This is a genomic window from Deltaproteobacteria bacterium (assembly GCA_018668695.1).
Lineage (GTDB): Bacteria > Myxococcota > XYA12-FULL-58-9 > XYA12-FULL-58-9 > JABJBS01 > JABJBS01.
The window spans coordinates 12,472-25,463 of sequence record JABJBS010000055.1; the positions used below are offsets into that span (position 1 = coordinate 12,472).

The following is a 12,992-nucleotide window of genomic DNA, read 5'->3' on the forward strand; positions in this document are numbered from 1 at the left end:
CGGCCAGCATTCAAAGCAAGTGGAGTTAATCCGCTAAAGGTCCCCAATATTCGGGCTTTACACCGCGCGGTGGGCTGAGCTCAAAAGTGGCCTTACCAAAGGTGGGATTCTCACGGATATCTCTGGTTTTTAGAGTTGCCTGCACTTTGTCTCGGGGCGCTTTTAGGTTGAGTTTCGCAGGCAAACCCACGGCATGGCGAGATTCAATACTCACATCGCAAACAAGTTCTCCCGCGATTGAAACCTCCAAACGGCTCATCATCATTTCTTGGGGCTCGACGTGTACCCGAACAAACTTTTCTTGCTCCTCCCACTCAAGCATCCACTGACCCGTTTGCTCACTGTAATCAAGGGTCGCATGAGAGGGGATGGACACGGTGCCAAACAAAAGATCCACCCAACCCTTAGGGCCGAGGTGTAGCGGCGCGAAAAACAAAAGTCTGTCGAGGGTGTCCGGAGTTGCGGGTCCATAGAGAAATCGCGATTCACTCATTTTCGATAATTGGAAGGTTTGCCCATTGGTCGCGAAGGCTTCAAGTACGCCGCCATGAGGCCCCATTAAGTTGTAGCGGAATTTTCCTGGCCGCTGCGCTGCAAGGCTTACAGTACCCTTAAGTCGTCCGTCCGGGCCGAAGTAAGTGACACGTACTTCACTGCTGAACGCTTTGAGTTTCACTGCCCGTTTGTTCATGGCATCGGTGACCGTTTGAGCGGTCATTTGCTGAAGATGCTCAGGCAGCGGAATACGTCCGGCGCAGCCAATCGTCAGAAAAGACATGAAACACACAAAGAGTGCTGCCTGATTCAGACCAAGCCTGCACAAACTCAAGCGACCTTTAAACTGCTCTTTATTCTTCTGCCTGAACACGATAACTCCGCTCTATTATTTTTTTTGCTGCGCTCATAACCTCAGAAGTGTAATCGCCCTCTAAAATTTGTTGGCTCAGCTCCCGGGCGCGATCCCAATTGCCCCGCGTCCCATAGGCTCTAGCCAAGGCAATCGCAATGGATGGGTGGTCTCCGCACCGTCTAAAGGCCTCTTCAATGTATCTAAGGCTCCGCCCCTTATCTTCTTTAAGTTTGTACCAACCTCCCAGTTGGTAGAGCACTTCACAATCGCCTGAACGAAGACGGTGCGCTCGCCTAAGCTCCACGCCTTCTTTACTTAATTCCTTAGATGAACTGACGCCGGATAGCGGCTGAAGATTCATTTCACGAGCAACCGGCACCGTCTTGAATTCATTTGAGAGAGCCGCCCCACTCTGGCGAAAACCCAAACGTGACCGAACCAAGCTAAGCTGGGAAGAGCAAAGTTCATAATGCGCTAGAGCCCGCTTATCGAAGCCATGATCTTCTAACAAAGCGCCAATCATACAGCGCATATCCGGAAACTCTTGAAGAACCAGCTCTTCGATATCCTGCACCAGTGCAGGGCGGCGGCGCCACAAGGACGCATCCAATCGGATTAAAAGCGCCCGCGCATAATCTTCGGACTCAAACTCTGCTGGCTGAAGTAACCTCTCCACTGCCTCATAATCGTCAGTCTCTAAGTAAAGCTTTCCCAGCGCCAACCGCACTTTGGGATGACCTGAGCAGGAAGTTTGGGCCTTCTCTAAAACCTGGAGGGCGGCAAGCCAAGCATTCGCTTTCCCCAATGCCTGGGCAAGACGAAGGTATAAATGAACAGAGTGGGGGTCATGAACCAGGGCTAACCGGAAATAATCGGCAGCAGGCTTGTAACGCTTCTGAAGAAAAAAGCGCTCGCCCTCAAGCATATGCTCGATGGCTGATGCATCGGCTAAGACTTGAGGTAACTGAGGAGAAATCTCGGTGGTCGAAACCAGAACCGGAGCTGGGCGGGAACCACAGCCAGTAGTGAGAACAAAAACGGAGGCGTAAAGGCCTATCAAGCAAAGACGAAGCACTATTTAGACTTCTTCTTGCCCTTCTTAGACTTCTTACCTTTTTTACCCTTCTTGCCTTTTTTACCGCGCTTCTTACCCTTTTTACCGCGCTTCTTATTCTTCTTGATCTTCTTGGTTTCTACCTTCGGTTCTTCTACTTCTTTCGCTGCAGGTGCAGGAGCTACCGGAGTTTTCCACGATGCGAGTAAGCGTGTTGCTTGAACATGCTTGGGTTGGGCCTGAACCAGTTGTTCAAGCGTCTTCACGGCCTCATCAACTTGTCCCAGCTTATGGTAAGACTGTGCCAATCGCAGGCGTGCTCGTTGAAAACGAGGCTCTAAAGTAATCGCAGCGGTGAAGGCTGCAGGCGCATCTTTTGCGGTCGTTTCCTTAGCCATCAAAATCAGACCATGTGTGTAAGCCATCCAGTGGTTGGTCGGCTTCGACAAGTCTTCTTGGCTGAGTCCAAGACCCTCTAAATACATTCTTAAGTACTGCTCAGCCCGGGTCAGCGTGTCTGAGTCTTGAGCTCGGTGCAGCGCAGTCGCAAGTTTGAAGTTTGGATTGGTAGCGTCATTTTCGAGACCAGACTCAATGGCACGCCGCGCTTTCATTAAGGCTCGGCCGCCTTTTTCTACCCACTCTTGAGCTTTTTGACTCGCCGTTGCTTGAGCAAGCAACGCCTGCTTCAGCGCCACGTAATCCTTAGGCCGCTCTTTTGAACTTAGTGTATCAAGCCGTGCGAGCTCTACTTCAGCTGCGTTCTTGAGGTCGAGAATGTGGGTGCCTTCGTTTTTGAAGTCTGCGCCCATGAAGACATTCGTAATCGCTTCGAATGCCAAGGCATCGCCATAATTCTCGTCAATGGACTTAGCCTCAGCAAACTGACCCATCGCATTTTTAAGTGCTTTTGGGGTATCGCCGAGCATAAGGTCCTGACCTTTTTGGCAATAAGGTACAGCCGCCGGGTCAACGCCCGCATCGATACCGATGAATTGCCCTACGGTCTTGTCGAAAATCTGAGGTGCGAGGGTGAAGGTTAACCCAACGTAAGCCACCACCGCGATGCAGGCCAGGCTTACCACGCGAATCAAAGATGAGCGGCGACGTGCATCGAGCTCTGTGTCATCCACCGGGCTGGTATCAAAACCTTCCCGAGTGGGCTCACCAAGCTGAGCTGAAAGCGCCATCATATCGTCGAATGAATCAACAGCAGCAATGGCTTCGCGTGCCTCTGCTTCTTCTTCCTCATTCGCCGGTTCTGGCGTCGTTCCTTCGTCGGAATCGTCAAAGTCGGGAAAATCATCGGCCGCTGCGGAATCAACGTCGAGTTCGGTCGGCGGAAGCTCATCGGCTTCCCCTACAAGCGGCGAATCAATTTCAGCCATTGTCTCTGCAAGGGGCTCTTCTGCCTCGAGCGCCTCGGGAGTTGGGGCCGGCGTTGGCATTTCCATTGCCCGAGAAGGCGCATCGCCCTCAGGACTTACAAAAAATATGTGCCCGCAAGATGTACATTGAGCGTCGTATCCCTCTGCTGGGATATCCGCTGCTTCAAACTCGTATCGTGCGCTGCATTTATCACAGACCACCTGCATCTAATGCTCTCTCTTCGTGAGGTTGTCCCAATGGAATTTCGTCCCATTCGATAGAACCTTGGGGGGAATGTCAAACCCCTTAGGCTCTCAAACCGGCGACTCTCCAAAAACACAAGTTAGTAAAAATTCGTGATTGCCTTTTGTACCGAGAATAGGCGAGTCCATTGTCTCAAGCTCAGTGGCGCCAAGCCTTAAGACTTCGTCCTGAATACGTACCAAAGCGGCATCTCGAGCCGCCACATTGCGTACAATTCCGCCCTTTCCAACCTCTTCACGGCCAACTTCAAATTGCGGTTTCACCAATGCAACCAAGCGGCATCCCGGCTGAGCCGCGGCTATAACCGACTCTAAAATGAGCATCAGGGAAATGAACGAAACGTCGATGGTGATGACCGAAACCTTTTCACCCAAGATTTCAGGGTCCCAAGTGCGAACATTGATCCGCTCCATGCACACCACGCGCTCGTCTTGACGTAAACTGTAGACAAGTTGGTTGTAACCCACATCTACCGCGAACACTTTTTTAGCACCTCGCTGTAAAAGACAGTCGGTAAATCCGCCCGTGGAAGCTCCAACATCCAGGCAAACCGCATCGTCGACCGCAATACTGTATGCGTTTAAAGCACCTTCAAGCTTTAGCCCGCCCCTCGAGACGTAGGGAATCGGCTGGCCTTTAAGATGCAACTCGGTGGTTTCCGGTAGGTTTTGCCCGGGCTTTTCAACCCGGTTACCGTGGATATCGAGAACAACCCCTGCAAGAATAAGCGCCTGAGCGCGTGTTCTCGAAGGAGCCAGCCCTTGCTCCACCACCATTAAATCCGCGCGCATCTTTGCCATTGAGTTTGCTATCAGTCCGCAGAGGGTTCAAACGATTCGGTCTTGTCGTCTTCAAGTAAGACTTCAATACGGTGCTCGGCTGCATCGAGCCGGCGCGTGCCTTCCTGGCTTAATCGTACGCCTTCCTCGAAGAGGCTAAGAGCCTGCTCAAGTCGCGTATCCCCTGTTTCCAAGGTTTGTGCGATGGTTTCGAGTCTAGCCACAATCTGCTCGAAAGAGGCTTCTTCTTTTTTATCTTTTTTAGAAGTCATGATGGATCCTGCTTAAATTGACTAACCTGCTTGCGTCAAGCCGAGTCGTCTACAATCACTTGTCGTGTTCCGTGCGCAAGGCGCAAAGAGAGTTTATCGCCATGTTGAAGACTCTCAGCGTCCTTTACCGCTTCGCCGGATGCATTCAACGCGATGGCGTAACCTCGGTCTAAAATACTCAGCGGAGAAAGAGCATCTAATCGCCGACCAGCAAGCGCCAAACGCATACGGTCCTGCTCAACGCGACGGCCCATGGATTGCTGCAAGCGGCTCTCCAAGTTTTCAATCCGTGTTCGCTCAAAGGCTAAACGTCGGCGCAAAGCCGGCTCAATCTTACTCGACGATGCCACCAAACTGGTTCGTGTACGCGAGAGAGAAATCTTGGGATCGTGGGCGCGCAGTCGCATAGTTAGGGCATTCAATCGTTTTGCCCGTCGATTCAGATCTGCTCGAAGCACAGCGGGTAAACCATCCCGGGCATAAGCCAAGCGCTGCATTGCTTCTCGAAGAAGAGAACGTCCATCACCAAGCTTCGCTTCAAACATACGCAGCGTTTGTCGGCGGTGATTTAAGGAGCGCTTCACACTTAATCGGGCGCGCTGCACCGGCGAGCTAAGTCTCTGCACCAGCTCCGAACGCTGCGGAAAAATCAGCTCAGCTGCCGCCGATGGCGTTGGAGCTCGCATGTCGGCCACGAAATCAGCAATCGTGAAATCGGTCTCATGCCCCACCGCACTCACAACAGGAATCGGGCAGTCGACGATGGCCCGAGCAACCCGCTCATCATTAAAACCCCAGAGATCTTCAAGGCTTCCGCCGCCTCGTCCCACAATCAAAGCGCTGAGCCCCAGCTTTTCAGCCCCAAGGCTCGCTTTCTGGATTCCCTCAAGAATGCTCCCGGCTGAATCCGGGCCCTGAACGCGGGCCGGGATGACCAATATTTGAGCTTGAGGAAATCTCCGGGTGGAGACATTGATAATATCGCGAATCACTGCGCCCGTGGGACTCGTCACCACAGCCACTCGACCTGGCAAAGCAGGCAAAGCTCTTTTACGCCCCTGCTCAAAAAGCCCCTCGTGCTGAAGTTTGGTTTTTAGCTGCTCGTAGGCTGCCTGCAAAGCACCTTGCCCCCGAGGTTCTGCAGAGTCGACAACCATTTGATATCGGCCGTAGGCCCCATAAACCGTCAGCCGGCCGGTGGCGACCACTTCCATACCGTGTTCGAGCTGGAACTTAAGCCGGCTTAAATCGCGGCGGAACATCACACAAGGAAGCTGGGAGGCGTTGTCTTTAAGTGCAAACCACAAGTGTCCAGAAGATAATTTCGGCTGACTGATTTCGCCAATCACCGCGACCCGGCCAAGCTGCCGCTCGAGCGCGTTCTTCGCTCTTTGATTTACCTGGGAGACTGTAAGAGGGGCAACTGCGGCCTTTGAAGGAGCCATCACCTTATCAAACAAGCCACCAAACCCGTCGTTGGCCATGGCTCTTATTCGTTTCCTTCGTATTGCTTGAGCAGTTCGCGAACCTGGTTCGCATCGGCCGCGTTGGGGCTCACTTGCAGATACTTTCTATAATACCGAGCTGCTTTGGCCGGATCCCCTTTGCGGGCATACACAATACCCATCGCCCGGTAGCAACGGTCGTAATTTTTGTTCACTTGAACGCATCGACGAAAATACTCGACGGCTTTATCGTATTGGCCGTCTTTTAGTGCGAGGGCTCCTTGGGTGTAGAGCTCCTGAGGGGTTGCCACAGGGGCAGCCGGTGGTTCCGGGGCGGGTTTAGGAGCAGCTACCGGTTTAGGAGCCGCTGGTTTAGCCGCCGGTGTTTTTACGGCTTGCTTGGGAGCACTGCGCTTTGGCTTGGTACGTGCTTTTTGCGAAGCAACTTGAGCAGCCTTGGTTTGAGCCGCCGCTTCATCTTCTACGCGGCCTTGTCGAATTTCCGATTGAATTTGGACCAACTCTGGGCGCTGACCATCAAGGGTTGCGATTTCCGCAGCCAAGACATCGGCGGCGTCCCAGTCCCGTGCAGTAATCACGCGGTATGCCTCGGCGATGCGCTCAGTGATCAAAGCACCGCGCGCCTGAGCAATCAGTGGGCTTGCCTCTTCGTAGTAAACGCTTCGGGTCGGGATTTCACTGAGACGGTTCCAAGCTTCTTCCCAGTTACCGGCAGCAATCGATTGCCGAGCGGCTTCAACATGACCTTGAGCATCACGCTCGGCCATGACTCGGTTTTCAAGCGCCATAGCCTCCGGATTGGACGGGCTTAAAGTGACCGCCGCTCTCGCTAAATCAAGCGCCCTGGACCATCTCCGACTTTTAGCTGCATTGTTGGCTTCGGCCAAAAGCTCTTCCAGAGCTCCGCCTTTTTGAGCTTGCGGTGGAGCTGGTTTGGACACAACTTCAGCAGCTCTTGGTTGCGCTGGCTCAGGTGACCCGCCGAGTGTCGCCGCCACCACCGCCCAAATCAGAAGCAATACGACCACCAAGACCACGCCGCCGAGCAGCATCGTTTGGTTGGGCATTTTACGAACGTCAGTGACTTCATCGGGTGTTTCGGTCACGGTCACACCTGGATTGGTCGCTCCCCGCGCGTCTTGAACAGCTTTGAGTTCCTCTTCCGTGAAAGAATAAGTTTCACCAGGAGGAACAAAGCGAAGCTTAACATGCCCAAGCTCAATCACATCTCCAGATTTGAGCTCAACGCTTGCGTATTCCTCATCGTTAACAAAGGTTCCGTTGGCACTGCCGTTATCAAAAACCGTGTAACGGTTACCGTCCACCACAATTCTTGAGTGGTGCCGTGATACCGAGCGGTGATCCAATCCAATGTCATTTTCATCGGTCCGGCCAATGATAACTTCGGTTTTATCGATTTCGAATTCGAGTCCCGCAAATTGCGTTGTGACGCAGATTAATTTTGCGCGCTGGCCTGCAATGGTCAAACGTTCCGCTAGGCTTTCATCCTTTAAGTCGTAATCCGACATCCGAATGATAGCCGTCTTTTCTTCCCGGCTTTGGCCGTTCGGCTCAGCAGTCTCTTCGAAGCTAAGAGGCTCAAGTGGCGGAGCCGCATCCATGGTCATTTCAGATGCAGGAATCGAATCCTCAATCATCTTAAAGCCTGGCTGCGTTGGTTCCGACACTGGGCCCACGGTACGCTGGGTCGTTTCGTCCCTACGGGCATGAAGTCCTTCGCCACGTAGTTCGATATTAAAGTCGCCCACTCTTAAAACATCACCTTGAAAAACAGGCTCACGTTTTTGGATCCGGTCACCATTGATCCAAACTCCGTTGTAGGAGCTTAGGTCTTCCGCGAATATCCCGGTGGGATCTTCGAAAAATCGAGCATGGCGCCTCGAGACATTGCGCTCATTCAAACAAATGGTGTTGGCCTGATCTCGGCCCAGGCTTACATCTTGAGACGCACCGAGGTCCACGGGAACAACACTGCGGCGCCCTTCATCATCCTCGATAATCAACTTGTAGGCAGAGTTAGACACAGTGCTCCCACCAAATATTCCTGCAAACCCATACGTTAGCACACGCGCCGATAGCATCTCAATGCGTTGTGCTCTCCTCAAGGGCTTTCAAGTCAGCAAATCATGTCATAAAAGCCCTTCATGACTGATACCCATGACCTTTTGGCAACTTTCGATAAGAAAAATCTGGAATATCTCAAAGAATTTCGGTTCGACGCTCAAACTTTCGTCCAATTACGTGACGAGCTCGAAAAAGGCCTCTTTACCCAGGCGCGTAATTTTATCGACGCTAAACTTGAGCCCACTCAGCCTGGCGACATCATGGACTGGCCTCAAGAGGGCAGCGAGGCTCAGCGCAGAGGCCAAGAAGCAATCGATGCGGGAGAAGTCGGTGTCGTGATTCTCAATGGCGGGATGGCCACTCGATTTGGCGGCGTGGTCAAAGGTGTGGTTGAAGCCCTTCCAGGTCAGAGCTTTCTTGAGCTAAAGCTTAAGGATGTTGGCCGATTTGGCGACAAAGTCGGCATCTTCTTAATGAATTCATTTGCCACTGCCCAAGACACCAAGGGGCACCTAGAAGACCACCCACTCAATATTCGCATGGCGATGCAGAGCATCTCAGTCCGGGTCAAACCCGATGGTGAGCCCTTTCGCAAGCAAGATGGCGAACTCGCTTTTTATGCCCCAGGCCACGGCGATATCTTCAGCTCCATGGCCGCCTGCGGCGACTTTCAAACCTTCAAAGAGCAAGGTGGGCGCTATCTTTTCGTAAGCAACGTAGACAACCTCGCGGCGAGCCTCTGTCCGAAAGTCATTGGAGCGCACATACTTGGTGGTAAACAAGTTACCGCGGAGGTCGCCCCAAGGTATCCTGGCGACAAAGGCGGCGCTCCAGTTCGCGTCGATGGCCGCGTCGCAATTGTCGAAGGCTTTCGCTTCCCGGCTGATTTCGACAATGACGCCCTTCCGGTCTTTAGCACCAACAATATGGTTATGAATGTCGACGTCTTCACGGAAAATCCGCCGTTGACCTGGTTTCGGGCCGATAAAGTAGTCGAGGGGCAATCTGTGGTTCAGTTTGAACGACTCATGGGCGAAATCACAAGTTTTGCCGACTCCGCCTACCTTCATGTACCGCGAGAAGGTGATGAAGGACGTTTCCTTGCCGTCAAAACACCCGACGATCTCCAAGGTCACCAAGAAGAGCTAACTCGCCGCTTCAGATAGCCCCGAGGAAAAAAATAAGTTAATAATGAAGTTCGGTGACGAGGTCACCGTCATGTATTTTAGAGGAGCTTATAATATGCGTACACTGATTTTCTTTTCCGTTCTTTTTTCAGCATCTTGGGTCATGGCCAGCGATGACAGCGCTGAACTCTACGACCTTACCTACGCAGTTAAAGGCGACGTAGCCTCCGGCAAAGCGGGCGCATGTGCACTAACGATCACCCCAAAGGGCAAGCAAACCCTCAAAACAACGACGCCTTTCAAGGCGATGATTAAAGGCAGTGAAGGCGTCACACCTGCTAAAGAAAAGTACACCGCGAAAGACTTCGTGGACGAAAAGACAGCTTCCAAAACCATCGAAACCGAATTTACTCCTGCCAAAGCTGGAGCTGGTACGGTAAACGCAAATCTAACGTTTTTCCTCTGCACAGATGAAATTTGTAAGCGTTATAAAGCAGATGCTGCTTGTGATTTTAAAGCCAAGTAAAAAGCTCTCACCATGCTCCCCGGCTCAAGTCTACTCAGGCTACGCCAAGCTTTTCTAAATCAATCCCATAATCTTCGATTTTCCGGTGGATGGTTGAACGCGACACGCCCAATGCGGCTGCGGCCTCTTTCTTGTTCCCCTTGTGCCTAATCAACTCTGTCGTGATGGCTTCTTTCTCAATTTCGGAAAGCGTACGTGAGGTTACCGCCTCAGAAACAACCGCTCGGTGCTCGAAGCTTGAAGGCGCGAAAGTGATGTCATCTTCTTCAACTCCATCATCCATACGCATCAGCACTGCCCGCTGAAGTGTGTTGCGAAGCTCGCGAATGTTTCCTGGCCACACGTGTGACTTAAGCTTATCAAGAGCAGCTTTAGAGACCGCAACTGTTTCACCCTGCGGGCTAAAAGCCGCCACAAAATGCATCGCAAGCTCTTCAATATCGCTGCTACGACGACGCAGCGGCGGTAATTCCACCGTCACAATATTCATTCGGTGCAACAAATCTTCGCGGAACCGGCCCGCAGCCACTTCTTCTTCAAGCTTGCGGTTCGTTGCAGCAATCACTCGAACATCCACATGAAAACTTTTCGGAGAGCCAAGCCGTCTTACTTCACTGTTTTCCAGCGCCCGCAATAGCTTGGGTTGCATATCCAGTGGTAGCTCACCAATCTCATCCAGAAAAAGGGTTCCACCGTTGGCCGCCTCAAAGGCTCCAATCTTACGTTCATTGGCTCCGGTAAAAGCACCCTTCTCGTGACCAAAGAGTTCAGACTCAACCAGATCCCTGGTCAGTGCTCCGCAGTTTAAAATAATCAGCGGCTTACCAGCTCGGGGACTTAACTGCGCCACCAAACTCGCCGCGACCTCTTTACCGGTGCCTGTTTCACCCGTGAGTAAAACAGGAATATCGCTGCCTGCGACCCGGCGGAGAACCTTTCGTAGCTTCTCTACCGATTCGGACTTACCAATCATTTGGCTAGACTGGCGGCCGGCTCGTGTCTTGCCTTGCTCCGGATCTTCCGCAGCCACCAGTAAGACGGTTTGGCCGACTCGAATTTGTGCGCCGGGTGTTGCTTCCGCAGACTGCACCTTCTGCGTGCCAACGAAAACGCCGTTTCGGCTGCCCACATCTTCAATGATGGCTCGGCCATCTTGCATGTAAACGCGAGCATGGAATCCCGAAACGTAGGGATCTTCTAAAACGATATCATTGGATTCATTTGCGCCGAGGGTGATACCGCGCTCATCAAGTGACCACGACTTTCCAGGGAAAGCTTCAGGCAAACGAACCATTAAGTCGCTGCGGCGGCGAAAAGCCTCAGGCACAAGTGTTCGCGTCTGCCCACCAGAATCCAGTTCCGGCATGGCTTCAAACTTCACAACCCCCGTAAGGGTCCCAAGACCCAGCCGGTCACCTACTGCCAACCTTGTCGACTCTACTATCCGCTCATCGTTGAGAATGATTCCGCCTGTTTGAGGCTTCACACTTAATACTTCGCCATTCCACTGCAAAACACAGTGAACCATGCCAAGTTCTTCTTGCGGGATACACAGATCACATTCAGGGTTTTGCCCGATGGTCATCAGCGCGCCTTCAAGTGGCCGCCACATCACCGTACGACCGGCGCTCTCTAATTCAACCCCTACACGCATCGCTCTCTCCTAACGCCGCTTAGGTCCACGACCTTTTTTGGGACCAGCGCCTTTACCGTCTCGGCACAAACCGCCGCGCATTCGCATATTGCCCATAGTACCCGCCAGAGGGATATTGAGAAAGTCCGCGGTGTCTTTTTTGAGACGAACTGTTGCGAGTTCTAACGCAGATTTTAAAGTTGGATTTTTCGCCAAATAGGCTGGGTCGCCTTTTACTTTCACACAACCTGAAACAGAGGAACTGGCAAATCGCGAGCGAAGTGAAACGTCACCTTTAATATCTGCAAGAAGATCTCCACCTTGTTGATCAAACTTTGCAACCGAGAGTTTACCTCCGCCAAGCGTCATACCAAGATCCAGTTTACCAAACCCGACGGCTGGCAAAGTCAGTTTACCCAATGCACCGCCAGAAAGTTCGCCAGGACCTACCCGCAAGCCTGTCGAGCGAATATTCACCTCGCCAGTTCGGGTCTTTACATCTTTGGACCAATCCAATGATACGTCGCCGCTTATCACACCTAAAATAGGCAACCCGGCCATCTCACTGATGATGTTAACGCTCATCAAATTGAGTTCATCTATCTCCGCATCAACTCGAAATGCTCCGGCACCAACTCGCTCCACTTCTGCCTCGACAGTTCCTTTGCCAGCCCGCAAACTCCCGTCAATCACCATGGAAGCAGTCATTAATGGAAGAATCTCAACACGAACATCAACTTCATCCAGCTGGAGCCGGTGGGGCACGCCATCACCAGAATCATAACGGAGCGTTACACCCTCTGCGCTTACGCCCGTGAGACCATAAAGACTGACGTCGTCCATTTGAATTTGTACTTTGCCTTTAGACTCAAGTGCGATCTCGTGAGCGAGCCTCTGCCCGAGAACATCACCTGGAAAAGTTAGGTAGATTGACATCACCAGACACGAGAAGGTGAAGCTGCAATAACCCAGTCCCCGCAGTAGCTTTTGCTTGGCACTCATATTAGCTCCCTACCTTAAACGTCGTGACCGTAAGTTCAGCATCCACAACATCTTTCCTGTACGGTTTATTGAGCTTGAGCCGTTTTACAATCACGATGCCCCTTGATTGCTCAAGACGCTTGAGAAACTCTTGGAGCCTGTCGATAGACAAGCCGGAGACCCGTAAATCAACGCGAGACTCTATGACACCATCTGGCCCCGGTTCACCGTTTTCCGGCTGTAGCCTTCCTATCGCATCCCAACAACCCGCTTGGCGAGCGGCATCTTCCACCACGGTAGAAAGCATCTTCACTTTTCCGCGTGAGAGATTCGAAAGGCGTTTTTCGCGTTCGGACTGACGCGCTTTATATTGCCCCTGCAAAGCAAAGAGCTCTTGAAGCTGCTCTGTTTTTCGTTTGATTCGGTGCTCTGTTTTATCCACCGATGTGCTCAGCCACATCCCCATCGAAAACACGATGACGAGAGCCGTCACCACGCTACCGCCAAGCACCAGGACTTGCTCACGCTGGGTGAGCCGACTGAATGAAAGACGAATGGAATCTAAACCTGTGTCAAATCGAGCCATC

Annotated in this window: 12 protein-coding genes; 2 read left to right on the forward strand and 10 right to left on the reverse strand. The window is 52.3% G+C overall.

Annotated elements, in window-relative coordinates; all coding sequences use genetic code 11:
• Nucleotides 1–25 precede the first annotated feature (25 nt).
• From HOK28_02785 to HOK28_02815, 7 genes are all read right to left on the reverse strand, one after another.
• Complete coding sequence (locus HOK28_02785; protein MBT6431989.1) at nt 26–868, reverse strand: hypothetical protein; 843 nt, start codon at nt 866–868, stop codon at nt 26–28.
• On the reverse strand, nt 849–1,925 hold the full coding sequence (locus tag HOK28_02790; GenBank protein ID MBT6431990.1) for a hypothetical protein: 1,077 nt from the start codon (nt 1,923–1,925) through the stop codon (nt 849–851). Before HOK28_02790 ends, HOK28_02785 begins: the two co-directional genes overlap by 20 nt.
• Nucleotides 1,925–3,499 (reverse strand): tetratricopeptide repeat protein, encoded by a 1,575-nt coding sequence (locus HOK28_02795; protein MBT6431991.1) that lies wholly within the window; start codon nt 3,497–3,499, stop codon nt 1,925–1,927. Before HOK28_02795 ends, HOK28_02790 begins: the two co-directional genes overlap by 1 nt.
• Before the next feature lie 87 nt (nt 3,500–3,586).
• Nucleotides 3,587–4,336 carry a TlyA family RNA methyltransferase gene (locus HOK28_02800; GenBank protein ID MBT6431992.1) on the reverse strand — a complete coding sequence of 250 codons (750 nt, stop codon included), beginning with the start codon at nt 4,334–4,336 and terminating at the stop codon, nt 3,587–3,589.
• Between the two features lie 11 nt (nt 4,337–4,347).
• Entirely contained in the window at nt 4,348–4,587 is a 240-nt protein-coding gene (gene xseB, locus HOK28_02805) for an exodeoxyribonuclease VII small subunit (GenBank protein ID MBT6431993.1), read from the reverse strand.
• 35 nt (nt 4,588–4,622) lie between these two features.
• Nucleotides 4,623–6,071: an exodeoxyribonuclease VII large subunit gene (gene xseA, locus HOK28_02810; protein MBT6431994.1), complete on the reverse strand. Its 1,449-nt coding sequence runs from the start codon at nt 6,069–6,071 to the stop codon at nt 4,623–4,625.
• A gap of 5 nt (nt 6,072–6,076) precedes the next feature.
• Entirely contained in the window at nt 6,077–8,098 is a 2,022-nt protein-coding gene (locus HOK28_02815; GenBank protein ID MBT6431995.1) for an FHA domain-containing protein, read from the reverse strand.
• 120 nt (nt 8,099–8,218) lie between these two features.
• Between HOK28_02815 and HOK28_02820 the strand changes: the two genes are divergently transcribed.
• Both HOK28_02820 and HOK28_02825 read left to right on the forward strand, forming a co-directional pair.
• Nucleotides 8,219–9,304: a hypothetical protein gene (locus tag HOK28_02820; protein MBT6431996.1), complete on the forward strand. Its 1,086-nt coding sequence runs from the start codon at nt 8,219–8,221 to the stop codon at nt 9,302–9,304.
• Nucleotides 9,305–9,380: 76 nt separating this feature from the next.
• Complete coding sequence (locus HOK28_02825) at nt 9,381–9,791, forward strand: hypothetical protein (GenBank protein ID MBT6431997.1); 411 nt, start codon at nt 9,381–9,383, stop codon at nt 9,789–9,791.
• Between the two features lie 34 nt (nt 9,792–9,825).
• On the opposite strand, the gene HOK28_02830 is transcribed toward HOK28_02825, so the two are convergent.
• The 3 genes from HOK28_02830 to HOK28_02840 are packed head-to-tail and all read right to left on the reverse strand — an operon-like array spanning nt 9,826 to nt 12,991.
• A complete protein-coding gene (locus HOK28_02830; protein ID MBT6431998.1) occupies nt 9,826–11,445 on the reverse strand; it encodes a sigma 54-interacting transcriptional regulator in 1,620 nt (539 codons plus the stop codon).
• 9 nt (nt 11,446–11,454) lie between these two features.
• Nucleotides 11,455–12,426, reverse strand: a complete 972-nt coding sequence (gene gspN / locus HOK28_02835) for a type II secretion system protein GspN (GenBank protein MBT6431999.1) — start codon at nt 12,424–12,426, stop codon at nt 11,455–11,457.
• A gap of 1 nt (nt 12,427) precedes the next feature.
• Entirely contained in the window at nt 12,428–12,991 is a 564-nt protein-coding gene (locus HOK28_02840) for a hypothetical protein (protein MBT6432000.1), read from the reverse strand.
• Between the last annotated feature and the right edge of the window lies 1 nt (nt 12,992).

Coding starts and splice junctions, on each gene's coding strand:
- HOK28_02795 (MBT6431991.1), bottom strand. CDS start 3,499: ATGCAGGTGGTCTGTGATAAATGCAGCGCACGATACGAGTTTGAAGCA.
- HOK28_02800 (MBT6431992.1), bottom strand. CDS start 4,336: ATGGCAAAGATGCGCGCGGATTTAATGGTGGTGGAGCAAGGGCTGGCT.
- xseB (MBT6431993.1), bottom strand. CDS start 4,587: ATGACTTCTAAAAAAGATAAAAAAGAAGAAGCCTCTTTCGAGCAGATT.
- xseA (MBT6431994.1), bottom strand. CDS start 6,071: ATGGCCAACGACGGGTTTGGTGGCTTGTTTGATAAGGTGATGGCTCCT.
- HOK28_02820 (MBT6431996.1), top strand. CDS start 8,219: ATGACTGATACCCATGACCTTTTGGCAACTTTCGATAAGAAAAATCTG.
- HOK28_02825 (MBT6431997.1), top strand. CDS start 9,381: ATGCGTACACTGATTTTCTTTTCCGTTCTTTTTTCAGCATCTTGGGTC.
- HOK28_02830 (MBT6431998.1), bottom strand. CDS start 11,445: ATGCGTGTAGGGGTTGAATTAGAGAGCGCCGGTCGTACGGTGATGTGG.
- gspN (MBT6431999.1), bottom strand. CDS start 12,426: ATGAGTGCCAAGCAAAAGCTACTGCGGGGACTGGGTTATTGCAGCTTC.
- HOK28_02840 (MBT6432000.1), bottom strand. CDS start 12,991: ATGGCTCGATTTGACACAGGTTTAGATTCCATTCGTCTTTCATTCAGT.